The organism is Pedobacter jeongneungensis (assembly GCF_000633455.1).
GTDB classification, from domain to species: Bacteria; Bacteroidota; Bacteroidia; order Sphingobacteriales; family Sphingobacteriaceae; genus Pedobacter; species Pedobacter jeongneungensis_A.
Genome location: NZ_AYMG01000019.1, coordinates 84975 through 100868 on the forward strand (window position 1 = coordinate 84975; position 15894 = coordinate 100868).

Here is a 15894-nt window from a genome sequence, read left to right on the forward strand (position 1 = left end):
ATGGATATAATTTGAATTATTCTTCTGTTTCTACAGGGCCTAAAACAACCCAGCCTTTTGGCGATTTATAGGTATTGAGTAGCTGAGTTGATTTTCCACCATCCGGAAACCAGCATACTTCAGTAATTACCCAATGGGAGTCATCAATTTTTTGCCGTTCAGGAAAAGCATTCTGAAGACCGGAAAAATCAGGAAAGCCATGTTCTTCCATACTATTGATAAAAGATAATTTAAGTACTTCTGCTGTTTCAGTGATGATGTCGTTATCTAACTCCATTTTCAATTTGGAAAGCATGATTCTTGCTTCCTCAAAGAAATCTTTAAATGTTATTGCAGCATCAAGATCTTTAGCATTATAAGCATTCTCCAGGGCTAATATTGCACCTTCCGGAGTATCAGCGTTTGCCCTGAAGTAATCTACACCTTCATCAATATACAAGCCTACACTACTGTCGAATTCGGCCTTATCTTTTTCAGGTATACCGTCTCTGACCGCTCTTATGGTGTAACCGCCAATTAGTCGGCCATTTTCAATACTCATCCAGTCTGATATCAGGTCGCGATCGATCCCAATCTTCTGGTTTAGTTTAACCGTACCCACACTTACAGGTTCGTTACCTACTGTACCAAAAAGATTACCTTCATCATCAAAATGAGGTTCAGTAAGCCAAATATGCTCGCTATTTTCGCCATCTATAATATGAACTTTAACAGAGAAATAGGCATGATGTGGCTGAGGATGGGCAAGACTTTCTTCAAAATACCAAAGCGTTAAATTCGCCTTTTCAATTGCCCAGTTCATGCGTTCATCTTCGTTTGGAACATAAACCATGTCGGGTTCGTCCTTACGTTCTTCTACATTCTTTTTTCCAAAAATTTTAGATAGTAGGCCCATTTTAAATTGAGTTTATTCTATTGGATGGATTTCTTAGTAATAACTTTTTCCCTTGATCAATAAATCTTGTCTTTCTGCATTGCAAACTGCATAACTAAAGCCTTGCTGAATGGCATAAGCGCCGTATTCTCCTTTTTTATTGATGGCTAAAAAGCCGACTTGTATGTTTTTGGCTGTTTCTGGTTTCTTTTTGATGATGCGCATAACGGCTTCTTTACAGGCTGCTTCCGGACTATAACCCTGGCGCATCAGTTCCACCACTAAAAATGAACCTACATTTCTTACCACTTCTTCACCCACACCGGTGGAGGTTGCGCCACCAATTTCATTGTCTACATATAAACCTGCACCAATAATCGGACTGTCGCCAATCCGTCCATGTAATTTATAAGCCATACCACTGGTGGTACAGGCGCCAGAAATGTTTCCTTTTGCATCAATCGCTAACATCCCGATGGTATCGTGGTTATATTGATTTCCTGGTAATTTTTGCGGCGCTGCTTTTTCGTAAAGTTTATTTTCAATATTCATTACCGGCGCATATTTTGCCGTTTTTAACCATTCTTTCCATGCTTTTTCGCTTGCAGGAGTTAGGAGATTTTCTTTTTTAAAACCCTGTTCCAAGGCAAACTGCAAAGCGCCATCGCCGGCCAGCATTACATGGGGCGTTTTTTCCATTACTTTACGGGCTACTGAAATGGGGTGTTTAATATATTCGAGTGCTAAAACAGCACCGCAATTGCCTTGTTCATCCATAATGCAGGCATCAAGGGTTACTCGTCCATCACGGTCTGGTAGCCCACCATAACCCACCGATTGATTTTTTTCGTCTGCTTCCGGAACCCAGACACCCTGTTCTACAGCGTCTATCGCACGTCCGCCTTTTGATAATACTTTCCATGCATCAGCATTTGCTGCAATACCAAAATCCCAGGTAGAAATCACAATCGGGAAATTTGCTGCTTTTGAATCTTTGTGAGGAAGCACTTCAGCTATGCTGCTTTTATCAATGGCAAGCAATCCGGCAGATAGGGCAGATGCTTTTATAAATTTACGGCGGTTAAACATTAGTTTGGTTAATTGTTTAAATTGGTTAACTGGTTAATTGTTTGATTGACGAATTGTTAAATTGTTAAATCGACTAATCCTGTTTGAAGATTGTGATTTGAATATTGGTTATTATTAATCTATATTGTTTAATGGCTTAATGTTCTGATTATTGTGATTTGAATATTGGTCATTATTCATTAATCGTTTTACTTATTGCCTGAACATTGCGATTTGATTATTGGTTATTAATTAATCAATCGTAAACCTATCCGCATCCTTTAAAAACGGGAACTGCCTTCTCACTTTAACCAGTTCTTCATAATTGATGCTAAAAGTGTATAAATCCTCATCTTCTGGCTTGTAATAAACGGTATTTCCGTAAGGATCTAAACACATGGATAGTCCGCTATGATAAATCTGGTTGCCATCATGTCCAACACGGTTTACGGCAATCACATAACTTTGGTTTTCGATAGCCCGGGCAGGAATAAGCGCTTTCCAGTGTGCCGAGCGTTTATCAGGCCAATTGGCAACAAAAAGCAAAATGTCGTATTCCTGATCTACATTTCGTAACCAAACCGGAAAACGTAGATCGTAGCAGATGGCCAGTCTGATTTTCCAGCCCTTAAGCTCAACAATAAGTTTCTCTTTGCCCGGACTAAAATGCTCATCTTCATCACCCATACCAAATAAATGGCGTTTATCGTAATGCTGATGTTTGCCATCTGGTTCCATCCAGATTAAACGATTATAATATTGGTCGTTTTCTTTTATAATTAAGCTTCCTGTAACCACACAATTGTACAGATCTGCCATTTTTTGCATCCATTGCATGGTTTTTCCACCCATTTCTTCAGCCAATGCTTCCGAATTCATGCTAAAACCGGTATTAAACATTTCGGGCAAGATAATGATGTCGGTTTTTTCCCTGACACCCATCGATAGCCTCAACGCCAGATTTAAAAGGTTTTTTTCAATGTTTTCCCAAAAGAGATAAGCTTGAAAGACAGTTACTTTCAGGTTTTCTATTTGAGTGTAAACAGGTGCTTCCATTTTTAATGTTTTAAACTGGTTAAACGTTTTTTAATTTCTCTGCAGCTTGGGCTAGTGTAGCATTTTCTTTGGCAAAGCAGAAGCGAATGATTTTATGGTCGGTCAATTTCTGATAAAATGCCGAAACAGGAATGGTGGCTACTCCAAATTCTTTAATTAAGCGCATACTAAAATCGGTATCTTTTTCATCGCTGATATCGCTATAGCTTGCACACTGAAAATAAGAACCGTTACAAGGCAAAAGTTTAAAACGGCTCTCGGCCAAAAGATCTCTGAAATAATCACGTTTCTGTTGAAAAAAACTGGCTAATCCAGTATAATTTTTCGGTTCTTTAATGTATTCGGCAATAGCCTGCTGCATGGGACTATTAACGCTGAAAACGTTAAATTGGTGTACCTTTCTAAATTCCTTCATGAGTTTTTCAGGTGCCAGGCAGTAACCGAGTTTCCAACCGGTAGCATGTAAAAGTTTGCCGAAAGAGGCCACAATAAAGCTTCGCTGCTTTAATTCAGGATAGAGCATTACACTTTGGTGTTTTTGTTCATCATAAATTAAATGTTCATAAACCTCATCGCTTAAAATTAAAATATCGGTACCACTGATCAGTTTAATCAACGATTGCATATCGTCTGATGATAAAATACTCCCGGTAGGATTCTGTGGCGTATTTAAGATAATCATCCTGGTTTTAGCCGTAAACAGCTTTTTAACCATGTCCCAATCTATACCGTAGGTAGGAGGGGCAAGTTCGTAGGTTTTAACCAAACCACCCAAAAGTTTTACAGTAGGTGCATAACTATCATAAGCAGGTTCGAAAATTATCACCTCATCGCCCGCATTAATGATGGCCGCCAATGCGGTAAAAATGGCCTGCGTTCCACCTGCTGTAACGGTTATTTCCGTTTCTGGATTATATTTTACTTGATAAAGTTTTTCAACTTTCTCTGCAATGGTTTCTTTTAAAAAATTATCGCCAGGCATTGGCGCATATTGGTTAAAACCATCTTTCATGGCTTTGTTTACCAATTCAATAAGCACTGGGTCGCAGGCGTAATCAGGAAATCCTTGTGATAAATTAATGGCATTGTGTTCTGCCGCAAGTTTACTCATCACCGAAAAAATGGTGGTACCTACACCAGGAAGTTTAGATTGTATATTCAGCATCGTATAAGCGAAAATAGGAAAAAAAAGCTTAATGCTTATACAGGATTGCCAATATGATCAAATGACTTACACTAAAATTTAAGCTAAGCTTATTAAACCCTTTGTTTCAATTCGCGTCAATAAAAATAAATACAGAACCAAATAAGCTGCTGATGAACATATTTGTATTATTTCAAATATATTTCAGCTTATTTAAAATTATTCCAGATAAACTATTTTCTTTGCATTAAAATCTCAAAAATTCCTAAATGAAATTTAAACACTTAGCCGCCGTATTTTTAGTGGTCATCACTGCATCAGCATTTGTGAGTCCTAAAAAAGCTTTAAGAACATTTGTCTCCAACTATGAAAATGTGTTGGGCACTTCTTTAGAATTGAAATTCAAAGCAAGTAATCAGGCAGATGCCAATCTGGCCGAAGAGCATGCACTTAAGGAAATAGATCGTTTAGACGATATTTTAAGTGCTTACAAACCGACTAGCGAGTTTAGCAAATGGATGAAAAACGGAAAACAAACAACTAAAATTTCACCAGAATTATTTGAGGTTTTGCAACAGTTCGAGCACTATAAAAATTTAACCAACGGTGCGCTTGATGCATCTGCAGCGGTTATTGGCAATGTTTGGAAAAAAGCTTCGGCCGAAAACCGCTTACCATCGGCCAATGAGTTGGAGACCGCAGTTAACCTGGTTAAACAACAACATTATATACTGGATGAGAAAAATAAAACCGTTACCCGTTTAGATGAGGTGCCGTTAGCTTTAAACTCTTTTGCTAAAAGTTATATCATTAATAAAGCTGCTGATCAGGCCATTCAAACTCCCGGTATCGAAAACGTAGTGGTGAATATTGGCGGCGACATGGTGATTAAAGGAAACCAATCAGAAAACATAGAAATTGCCAATCCAAAAGCTGATGCAGAGAATGAAGCAGCTTTGAATAAGGTTAAAGTTTCCAATATGGCGGTGGCAACCAGTGGCAACTACCGCAGGGGTTTTAATGTAAATGGAAAATGGTACTCGCACATTGTAGATCCACGTACAGGAAACCCAGCATCAGAAATTATCAGCGCTACCGTTATTGCTGCTGATGCCAGTGAAGCAGGTGCTTTAGCTACTTCTTTTAATGTATTATCAGTTTCAGAAATCGAGGCTATAACCGCAAATAGAAATGATATTGCCTACCTATTGGTGACTAAAAACGGTAAAGAAATTAAAAGCAAAACCTGGGCGAAATATGAATTAGCCTCAGATAAGCCAGCAATTACGTCAGCTAAAGTTAATAAAGCAGATAAACCCTGGAATACGAAATACGAACTGATCGTAAATTTAGAACTAGCCAATATCGAATCAACCGATGGAAAACGTGTTCGCCGTCCCTTTGTTGCGGTTTGGGTTGAAGATGCTGCAAAAACACCGGTACGTAACCTGGCCATCTGGTATAATAAACCACGCTGGTTGCCTGATTTGAAATCGTGGAACCGCGTAAATGGCGATGAATTTAGAAAAGGAGCGGAAGGGAAATTGAGCTCAACCAGTTCGGCTACCCGAGGTCCCGGTAAATACAGCTTATCATGGGATGGAAAAGATGATAGCGGAAAATTAGTAAAAGCTGGTGTATATACTGTTTATATTGAAGTGGCCCGCGAACATGGAACTTATCAGGTTATTTCAAAAGAAATGAAATTTACAGGCTCCGCACAAAAAGTAGAATTAACCCCAAATACAGAATTAGCATCTGCATCCCTTGACTACAGAAAAATCGCAAAATAATATGATCGCTGCCCCTAATGGCCTTGGGAAAAAGCCGGTAAAAAAGGATAGCGGAAAAGGCAAGGGAAAAAAGCGTTTAGCTGGATTATCGCGCTGGTTGCATATTTATTTATCAATGGTGAGCTTTACCATATTGCTGTTTTTTGCGGTATCGGGCTTAACCTTAAACCATGCCGATTGGTTTACATCTGGTAAAGAAGTAGTTGCTAAAGATTCTGGTTCGGTAAATTTAAAATGGGTAAACCAGGCAGATACCAATAAAATAAATAAGCTACAAATTGTTGAATTTTTCAGGAACAAACACCAGGTTAAAGGCGCATTGAGCGATTTTAGAATCGACGACCGCGAACTCAGTTTAACTTTTAACGGGCCCGGTTATCTTGCCGATTCTTTTATCGACCGCGAAACAGGTAAATACGAATTAACCACCACCAGGTTTGGTGCGGTGGCCGTAATTAACGATTTACACAAAGGAAGGGATTCGGGTAAGGCATGGTCGTGGATTATCGATATTTCTGCCGTACTTATGACCTTAGTATCCATCTCAGGTATTATTCTGATCTGTTTTATTAAAAAGAAAAGATTAAGCGGCTTTATTATCGCGGCAGTTGGAACAATAATCTGTTATTTGATCTACAAATTATTTGTTCCTTAATTAACTTAGATGTTCTCAGGTGACTTAATTAACCTACCCAAATATCGCCTTAGGACATCTATTTTTCTATATGGTTAATAACAGGCTATTAATTAAGCTATTGTTTGTAGTATTGAACCTGTTTCTTTCACGGTTAGCGTATGGTTTACACCGCATTTTAAAGCATAATTATTCCGTTGGTGCCCCACGGGGAAATCAAAAGCGATAGGATAGTTGTATTCCTTTACTTTTTCTAAAACGATTTCATAAATGGTTTTGCCAAATTCTTCACCGGCATCATCAGGTTTAACCTTAAAACCACCAACAATTAATCCTTTTAAGTTTTTTAGTTTTCCGCTGCGTTTTAAATTCCACAGCATCCGGTCTATACTATAAAGGTATTCGCCCGTATCTTCTATAAAAAGTATTTTATCTTTTGTATTTAAATCAGAATTGCTTCCCGCTAAGGTTTCGATGATGCTCAGGTTTCCACCAACCAAAATGCCGTCAACTTTGCCGGGCTGGTTATTAATACTGGCAGGGGCAGTGTAACCCATTGGCTCACCAATTAAAGCGTTTTTGATAGACAGTATGGTTTCAATCTGTATCTGCTCTGCTTTGCTCCAGTCGTCGGGGAAGCTGTTGCACATTTTAGAATGGATGGAGGCTATGCCATAATTTTTAGCCAAATGGCAATGTAAAACCGTAATGTCGCTAAAACCGATAATCCACTTTGGATTTTTTTTGAAGGAAGAGAAGTCGAGCTGATCGATAATGCGTACCAGACCGTATCCGCCGCGGGCACACATAATGGCTTTTACATTCGGGTCATCAAGCATACGCTGTAAATCTGCTAACCTTTCTTCGTCTGTTCCGCCATAAGTAAAATCGCGTTTGCCAATGGTATCGCCAATTTTTATGGTAAAACCCCAGCTTTGCATTTGTAAAACCGAGGGCTGAATCTGTTCCAGGGTAATGTATCCCGCCGGACTGGTTATTCCAATCGTATCGCCGGGTTTTAAATAGGGTGGGATTTTAAAAGATGAACTTTCATTTTCTACTGTATTTGCCAGTGTTTTAAAAGCAGGAAATACAGTTGCAGCTGCGATAAATGAAGAAAGGAAGTGTTTTCGGTTCATCTAAAATAGGAATGTAAATGTTGATGGAGCGAATATAGGATTTAAAATTTTGGCATAAAAGAAAAGGGATTTATATCCATAAATCCCTTTTTTAAACCAAACAAATTAATCTGTAAAAGATTAGTATAATGTGAATTATATAGATAACCACGTTTGAAATAAAATGTTTTGAGATTTTAGAAAAAAATGTTTTTGTTGTTTTGAACGCATAGAGGAATCTGTCAGTTATATGCAGAAAAATTTCAGGTCTGGTAGTTTCTTAATTATTTGACTGTTCAGTGTTTGAAAAAGGTGATTTTGTTAATAGAGATCCTTTGCTGTACCATTATTGACAGATTCCAATAGATGGGTCGTCATTGCTTCGTCGGCTGAAAAAGCCTTTCTCGCAATGACGACCTCATGCAGCCCACCATTTGACAATAAAAATCTGTTACTGATATTGATTTTATAAAAACAAATTAATTCCCAGAATGATAGTAACTATATAAAATTAAGGGCTATCTCTCAAGGATAACTTGGTCGCCATAAAATAACTTTTATGAGATAATTATATTTTAAATCACTGTATCTGCTAAATAGCCCTGATGGAAACGGAAATACTTTTTGGCACCGTTATATTTTATTTTAGAAAACTGTCCAAAAAGATTGCAGTATACAGCAGGAACAAACCTTTACCATAAGCACTGAAACTGCGCTTCTAAATATTTAAAAAAATGGAGTATAATGATTAATGCTTTAAAAGTTAAAGGCTATCCCTCGCGGATAGCCTTTGCTAACAACAAAACAAATATAAGATAACCAAATCTTACCTGATTGAGCAGAATCAGGTAAAGTGCTATGAGATACACTTTGCGGCCTAGTAATGGATTCGAACCATTGTAAAGGGTTTAAAACCCCAGCCTTCCAATCGGTCAACTGGCCTTGTTTTTATAACTGTTTTAATGCCAAATAATCCCTCAGTTCTAAAATCTGTTCTTTAATTAAACTATCTTCGTTCTTTAAATATCCCTGCTGATCTTCTTCCGTTTTTAATGGAAGCGTAAGCGCCTGATATTCATCTATAGTGGGATATTGAAAATAGATTGACATAATTTTAGCGTTTTAATTGTTCGACATTGTTTTCTTTGTGATTAATGTTGAGCAAATATAGAAATAAGTATATAATATCTATGGATTTAGTAGTATTTATTTTTGATAATCTTATAATTTATTCATTATCAGGAGATTATTTTTTATTTTAATTGCTGTATAAGGGCGTAGATTTATAATTAATGCAATTTTTTAGTACAAGTAATCAACTGCAAAATTTAATAATCGTTTTAATTTAGTCGTGTTCATTTAAGTGGCTTTAAATTCAATTTCAGAAAAGCTAATTATTTTAAGGATATTTGCAGTTCAATCATTAAAATAGTAATTGTGTCTTTAGATAAATTAAAACTTAGCAAACCACTTGTAGCGGCAATGACTGATGCAGGATTTTTAACTCCAAAAGAAATCCAGGCCAAAACCATGTCGCGTATTTTAGGTGGACAAGATGTTATAGCGGTGGGGCCGGAGGGTTCGGGAAAAACAACAACCTATGTTTTAGCAACTTTAATGAAATTAAAGTATGCCTTTGAAGAAGCACCAAGAGCTTTAATTTTAGTGCCCGATGCAGAACATGTAGATTATGTGCTGGAACAGTTTAAACTGCTTAACCGAAACAGTACTTTCAGGATTTTGGGAATCGATAGCCGTGGTGCCGTTGACACTCAAATGAACGAGATAACCGATGGTTGTGATATTATTGTTGCAGTACCCGATCGTGCCCGTGCTTTATACCTGAAACTGGCATTAAATACCAATAAAATCCAGTTGTTTATTGTTGATAATGCAGAACTGATTGTGAAAAAAGGTTTACAGTTGCCGGTTGTAGAACTGGCTAATAGTGCATATAAATCACAACATGTGGTGTTTACGGAAGTAATGCACGAAAAGTTAAATCTTATGATTTCGCCTTTCATGAAAGATTCTGCTTCAACGATTGAAGTAGACGAAATTGGCGAGAAACAAGCTGAAGTGCACCAGCAAATGTTGTATCAGGTGCCAAATTTCAGAACCAAGCTTAATCTGTTAACTTTATTGTTAAACGATACCGAAGTTTTTGATAAAGTAGTTGTTTTCGTAAATACAAGGTTAACCGTACAAACCGTATATAAAAATTTTAATCATAGTAAAGAAGGAGAAATCAGTATTTACCGTTCATTGTTTTTTGATGATAAAGGCTATGATGACATTGAAGATTTTAAAGAGAATCCGGATGCACGGGTATTAATTGTTGCGAATGAGAATTTAGGAGAACTAAATATCGAAGGTATTCCTTTTATCGTGCACTTAGAATTACCTGAACAGAAAGAAACTTTAATTCAGCGCATTGTAAAACATGGTGATGAAGATGTAGTGGCGATTACTTTCTCTACCGATATTGAATTGATAGAGGTGAAAAAAATTGAACAGGCCATCGGACAGAAACTGGAGGTAATGGAATTACCAGAAGATTTAAAAGTGGTTGATGCAGGCGCCAAGCCCAAGAAAAAGAAAACTGCCGAAGAAGATGAAGATGCTGAACGTGGTGCTGCTTTTCATGAAAAGAAAGCCAGTAACTTAAAAAACTATAATTACAGCGCCGGTACTAAAGCCAAAATGACTTATAAAAATAAAAAGGGATTGTCGTAGATAATAGGCTAATGCTCGTTTCTAACTAACGTTGAATAGTCTATCGTTTACAACGATAAAATCGTAGCACTATTTCTGCACTCGTTTGGAAACGAGCGCAAACAATAAAATCGTAGCACTCTACCTCATGCGTCATTCCCGCGCAGGCGGAAATCTTAATTCGAATATTGTTCCGTTTATTGTTTGCAATCATTCATCAATATATCAAAAAAGCTCCTCAGAAATTAATCTGAGGAGCTTTTTATTTAATCGTTATTTACGACTAGTATAAAGTAAACTCTACACGACGGTTTTGTTGACGACCAGCTGCAGTTTTGTTTGTTGCAATTGGTTGATCAGGTCCGTAACCTGTAGCTTCAATTCTTGATGCATTTGCACCTTGAGAAACTAAGTAAGCTTTTACTGATTCAGCTCTGTCTTTAGATAAACGTAAGTTTAACTCTCTGCCACCAGTATTATCAGTGTGACCAGCTAATTTCAAGCTAAAGTTTTTCTCTACCAATAAACCAGCAACACGGTTTAAAGTAGCGAATGATTTAGAACGGATAGTTGATTTACCTAAATCGAATTCTAAGTTAGAAATTGCATCTCTAACTACTTTACGGTCTGCTTCAGTAATTACTGTAGTTTCTTTAATGATCGTTTTTGGAGCTGCTAAAGGACATCCTGAACCATCAACAACAGTACCAGCTGCAGTACCTGGACATTTGTCAAATTTGTTTGCTACACCATCGTTATCGTCATCACCAAGATCTTTAGCATATTGCTCTCTATCACGTTGTGCATTTTGCTCAGCAGTTGATAGCGCTCTTCTTAATTCAGAACTTTCTTCAGCACTTTGTTTACGTAAGTTAGCTAATGCGCTATAATTTTGCAACTGAGGTTTGTCTGCACTACCCAAAGCAAATTCTAAACCTGCGTGAGCATAAGCAAATCTGCTTTTTGGTAAAGATTCAGGAGATTTGATGAAATTAACATCATAACCTAAATCAATGTTGATTCCTTTTGCAACACCTAATTTAACACCTGCACCAACCGGGATAAACCAACCTTCTCTGCCTTTACTTTCGCTTACAATTGCACCACTTGTGCTGTAGTCAGACGACATGTAACCCGCACCACCTTTTAAGTATGGAATTAAAACTGCGTTTTCGTTGTTAATGTTGATATTGGCAACGTTAAAAACAGCTGTTAATGCTCCAGACCATTCAACGCTTTGTTGAAAATCGGTAGTTCCATTCGTAGATTTAATGTTTCCTCTTAAGAAATCTGCTTGTAAACCTAATGATGGTAAAATCTGTTTTCTAACATTTGCACCGTAACCGATACTTTTAAATTCTTTTGCTCTAACACTTCCTGATCCGAAGATAGTATTAGGAGATAAAATTCCGCCATGTACACCTACACTCCAGGTACGGAAAGATTTTTCTCCAAATCTTGTACCTGTTGTGGTACTTGTTGTAGTTGGTGTCTCCTGGGCAAACAATTGTGATGATAAACCTAATAGTGCAACCAACATTGTTGATTTTGTAATTCTCGTATTCATGTTCTTCTATTTTTTAAATATTAGTGTCTTAACAGTTTTTTTATCGTACTGTTTTGCATGGACTAAGAAAAAATCTTGCCAAATACTATATTTTTTATGCAAATAGCATGTTATCAGAAGATTAGCATGTTAAATTTATTTCACAAAAAAGTTACTTAACGATATAGATTGAAGGAGTTTTTGTATAGTTTTCTATACAAAACAGGTTTTGGGATCATTTTTTAATAGTTGAAATTCTATTTGTCTGAAGGATTTTTTTTATCGTTTAACAGCATATCCAACGTTTTTTCGATTCTGTTAATACGTGTTTTTTCTTGCTTTGCTGAAAGTACCCAGAGTACATATTCTTTCCGATGGCTATAGGCAAGCTGGTTAAAATAGGCTAAAGCCTGGGGATGATCAATCAAAATTGCTTGTAAATCATCAGGAAGTTTAACGATTTTATTTACCGGATCTATATATTCACCATATGGGTTAGTTTTTATATGGTCGTTTCTCATTCCTGATGGTTTTACTTCGTCGATGAGTTTTAGGCGTAAGGCAGTCCATGTTTCATTAACAGCTACAGAGGCGCAAGGTGTTAAGCCAAAAGTATTCAGTTCTTCCCAACTCTTCATCAGATCAAGATCGGATTTGATTTTTGAGGATTTTTTGGGATAAATTACCCAGAAAATGGTTTTAGCATTAATATGCTTCAGATTGTTTTTAATCTGTTGGTGAAGCTGATCTTTATTTACAGTAAAGGTAATTAATGCGTTAAAATCTGCTTCTTCATCGTATTTAAAGGCAATATCAAATGGAATGTTACCAAATATAGCTGCTGCATATTCAGGCGCATCAATTACCTTAACTATATAGCCTGATTTTACCTGAAGTTTTTTTAATAACAAATTTTCCATTTCTGAAGTTTAAAGAAGCACGGAGGCATGGAAACACTGAATAATTTTTCAGATTTTTATTTCTATCGACGCTGTGTCCGTTGTGTTTTTTCTCCTTGCTCTTTGTGGTGAAAAATAGATGATTACAATCTTAATTTAGCAAAGAAATCCCAGAATACAATCCCGGCAGAAATTACGATATTAAACGAATGTTTTGTTCCGAATTGTGGGATTTCGATACACTCATCAATTTTTGCCATTACTTCATCACTCACGCCATCAACTTCATTTCCGAAAATCAGTGCATATTTTTTATTTGGATCGGGTTGAAAGGTATTTAACATTGTGCTATTTTCAGCCTGCTCAATAGCAATAATTTCATAACCTAAAGCACTTAGTGCATCAACAGCCTGCAAAGTATCTGTATAGTGAATCCAATCTACAGATTGGGTGGCACCTAAGGCTGTTTTTTCAATTTCACGGTGTGGTGGCTGTGCAGTAATGCCACAAAGAATCACTTTTTCTAAGGCAAAGCCATCAGCAGTACGGAATATGGAACCTACATTGTGCATACTACGCACATTATCCAAAACCACTACAACAGGCAACTTTTCCTGTGCCTTAAACGCTTCAATATCCGGACGGTTTAACTCGTCTAATTTTAATTTTCTCATTATTTTTTAGAATGATTTCACAGATGGAAGGATTACACCAATTGGATATAATTTCTGAACTGTATTTATCGATGTTCATCTGTGGTTAATATTTTTATAGCTTAGTTGGGCCACTACCAATTTCGCTGATATAAATGGCTGCATGATAACCAATTTTAGCTACATAATAATCTGTTAAATACTTTGCAAAATCTTCTTCGTAACCTTTTTCCAATAAAGCGATGGCACATCCGCCAAACCCTGCACCCGTCATTCGGGCACCAATTACATGCTCATAATCTGTGCAAAAATCTACCACAGCATCCAGTTCTTTTCCACTTACTTCGTACAAGTTTCTTAGAGATTGGTGCGAAGCGTACATCAAGCGGCCAAATTCTTCAAGGTTACCACTGTTTAAAGCTTTTGCAGCCAAATGTACCCGGTCGTTTTCTTTTACCACGTGAGTAGCCCGGTTTAATATGGTTTCATCGGTAATTACATGACTATGCAGTGCAAATTTCTCGGCATTAAGTTCGCAAAGGTAGTGAAGTGTAATTTCTTCATTCAATAACTTTAAAGCTGTTTGACATTCTGCAACACGCTCATTGTACTTAGAATCGGCCAGTTCGCGCGGTTTATTGGTGTTAATGATTGCCAAAACATAGTTGCCGAGGTCAACATCAACCAATTTATATTTTAAAGTCTCGCAATCCAAAACAATTGCTTTATTTTTTTCGCCAAAAGCAACAGCAAACTGATCCATTATGCCTGAGTTAAGGCCAATAAAATCATTTTCCACCCGTTTAGCCATCTTAACAAGTTCCAATCGGTCGTAACCCAGGTTAAAATAATCGTTTAAGGCATAAGCCGTAGCAATCTCAATTGATGCTGAGGAAGAAAGTCCCGATCCAATAGGTATATTTCCATAAAACAAGAAATCCAGTCCGGTAATTTCTTTCCCATCTCTGATCATTTCATTAATTACACCTATAGGGTAATTTGCCCAATTACTACCGTCTTTTTCATTTAGAATATTACTTTCAACAGTGGTTTCAATTTCGAAATTCAGGCTCTTAAACCTAAATTTGTGATCGTTATTCGGGGCAATGGCCAACCAGGTTCCAAGGGTTATAGCACAGGGCATTACTAAACCGCCGTTATAATCTATATGTTCGCCAATGAGGTTAACACGGCCAGGTGTAAAATATATAGCGTCGGACTTTTTATCGTATTGCTCGGCAAATTTTTCCTCAAGGTTAATGTTCATTTGGCTAAAATATATTTATTAAAAGCATTAATAATAGTATGTTTGTTTAGGAAACAAAAGCCCTAAGTTACAATTTATGAGCGTTCAGCAAATACCTACCGGAAAAATTATTGATGGCGAAGAAGTTATCGCAATCGAACTAACCAATAGTAAAGGCACTTATGTTAAAATATTTAATTATGGTGCGATTATTAATAAATTCATCGTTAAAAACGCCAAAGGCGAGATGCAGGATATTGTACTGGGTTTCGAAATTTTCGACGAATATCTTAATCCAGATTACTTAACTCATTACCCATATTTAGGTGCTATTGTAGGGCGTTATGCCAACCGCATTAAAAATGGCCGCTTCACTATTGATGGAGAAGATTATCAACTGGCACAAAATGCAGGTACCGACACTTTACATGGTGGTATAGAAGGTTTTGACAAAAAAGTTTGGGATGTTATTGAAGTAGGCGAAGGAAAACAGTCATCTGTTACCTTACAATACGAAAGTGTGGATGGTGAAGAGAATTTCCCTGGCAATCTGATTATTGATCTTACTTTCGAACTTACTGAAAATGATGAGCTGATTTTAAGTTATGAAGCAGAAACTGATCAGGCTACTGCAATTAATTTAACACACCATGGTTATTTTAACCTGGCACCAAATGGTGGAAATATTAAAAACCATAAACAGCAGATTTTCGCGTCAAATTACCTTGAACAGGACAGTAATTATTCGGTTACGGGTAAATTAATCCCTGTTGAAGGCACAAACATGGATTTTACAACATCTAAAGCGATAGGGCAGGATTGGGATGAGGAAGAGGGCTACGATCAAACTTATGTTCTGGATAAAATCTACGGTGATTTATCGCTGGCAACTAAAACAATTGAAGAAGAAAGTGGTTTAGTTTTAAGCGTATATACAACAGAACCTGTAGCACATCTTTATACCTCAAAGTATCTGGATGTTAAAAATGGTAAGGGCGGAAGGGATTACGGCAGCTATGGTGCTTTTTGTGTAGAAACACAGCATCACCCCAATGCAATAAACATCCCTGAATTTCCAAGTACCATATTAAGACCAGAAGATTTGTATACGCAAACCACCATTTATAAAGTTTCATTAAATAAATAAA

At 37.0% G+C, this 15894-nt stretch carries 14 protein-coding genes; 4 read left to right on the top strand and 10 right to left on the bottom strand.

The window, feature by feature from the left end; genetic code table 11:
• Positions 1–16: 16 nt before the first annotated feature.
• From U859_RS0118155 to U859_RS0118170, 4 genes are all read right to left on the bottom strand, one after another.
• Complete coding sequence (locus U859_RS0118155; protein WP_025144751.1) at positions 17–895, bottom strand: YegJ family protein; 879 nt, start codon at positions 893–895, stop codon at positions 17–19.
• Positions 896–928: 33 nt separating this feature from the next.
• Positions 929–1963, bottom strand: coding sequence for a N(4)-(beta-N-acetylglucosaminyl)-L-asparaginase (locus U859_RS0118160; protein WP_025144752.1), 1035 nt, complete (start codon positions 1961–1963; stop codon positions 929–931).
• 231 nt (positions 1964–2194) lie between these two features.
• Positions 2195–2998, bottom strand: a complete 804-nt coding sequence (locus tag U859_RS0118165; RefSeq protein WP_029985933.1) for a nitrilase family protein — start codon at positions 2996–2998, stop codon at positions 2195–2197.
• 19 nt (positions 2999–3017) lie between these two features.
• Positions 3018–4163 (bottom strand): methionine aminotransferase, encoded by a 1146-nt coding sequence (locus tag U859_RS0118170; protein ID WP_025144754.1) that lies wholly within the window; start codon positions 4161–4163, stop codon positions 3018–3020.
• A gap of 248 nt (positions 4164–4411) precedes the next feature.
• Here U859_RS0118170 and U859_RS0118175 point away from each other — a divergent pair, with 248 nt between their 5' ends.
• Entirely contained in the window at positions 4412–5935 is a 1524-nt protein-coding gene (locus tag U859_RS0118175; protein WP_025144755.1) for a DUF2271 domain-containing protein, read from the top strand.
• A 1-nt stretch (position 5936) separates the two neighbouring features.
• On the top strand, positions 5937–6590 hold the full coding sequence (locus U859_RS0118180) for a PepSY-associated TM helix domain-containing protein (RefSeq protein WP_037505598.1): 654 nt from the start codon (positions 5937–5939) through the stop codon (positions 6588–6590).
• A 92-nt stretch (positions 6591–6682) separates the two neighbouring features.
• Here the strand turns inward: U859_RS0118180 and U859_RS0118185 are convergent, their stop codons facing one another.
• Both U859_RS0118185 and U859_RS32030 read right to left on the bottom strand, forming a co-directional pair.
• Complete coding sequence (locus U859_RS0118185) at positions 6683–7708, bottom strand: LD-carboxypeptidase (RefSeq protein ID WP_025144757.1); 1026 nt, start codon at positions 7706–7708, stop codon at positions 6683–6685.
• 927 nt (positions 7709–8635) lie between these two features.
• Positions 8636–8797: a hypothetical protein gene (locus U859_RS32030; RefSeq protein WP_162799985.1), complete on the bottom strand. Its 162-nt coding sequence runs from the start codon at positions 8795–8797 to the stop codon at positions 8636–8638.
• 327 nt (positions 8798–9124) lie between these two features.
• On the opposite strand from U859_RS32030, the gene U859_RS0118195 reads away from it, so the two are divergent.
• Positions 9125–10423 carry a DEAD/DEAH box helicase gene (locus tag U859_RS0118195; protein WP_025144758.1) on the top strand — a complete coding sequence of 433 codons (1299 nt, stop codon included), beginning with the start codon at positions 9125–9127 and terminating at the stop codon, positions 10421–10423.
• Positions 10424–10685: 262 nt separating this feature from the next.
• Here the strand turns inward: U859_RS0118195 and U859_RS0118200 are convergent, their stop codons facing one another.
• From U859_RS0118200 to U859_RS0118215, 4 genes are all read right to left on the bottom strand, one after another.
• Positions 10686–11969, bottom strand: a complete 1284-nt coding sequence (locus U859_RS0118200) for an OmpA family protein (protein WP_025144759.1) — start codon at positions 11967–11969, stop codon at positions 10686–10688.
• A gap of 236 nt (positions 11970–12205) precedes the next feature.
• Entirely contained in the window at positions 12206–12868 is a 663-nt protein-coding gene (locus U859_RS0118205) for a YdeI/OmpD-associated family protein (RefSeq protein ID WP_025144760.1), read from the bottom strand.
• A 122-nt stretch (positions 12869–12990) separates the two neighbouring features.
• Complete coding sequence (locus U859_RS0118210) at positions 12991–13521, bottom strand: RNA methyltransferase (RefSeq protein ID WP_025144761.1); 531 nt, start codon at positions 13519–13521, stop codon at positions 12991–12993.
• A gap of 94 nt (positions 13522–13615) precedes the next feature.
• Positions 13616–14767, bottom strand: coding sequence for a galactokinase (locus U859_RS0118215; protein WP_025144762.1), 1152 nt, complete (start codon positions 14765–14767; stop codon positions 13616–13618).
• A gap of 76 nt (positions 14768–14843) precedes the next feature.
• Here U859_RS0118215 and U859_RS0118220 point away from each other — a divergent pair, with 76 nt between their 5' ends.
• Positions 14844–15893: an aldose epimerase family protein gene (locus U859_RS0118220; protein WP_025144763.1), complete on the top strand. Its 1050-nt coding sequence runs from the start codon at positions 14844–14846 to the stop codon at positions 15891–15893.
• Position 15894 lies beyond the last annotated feature (1 nt).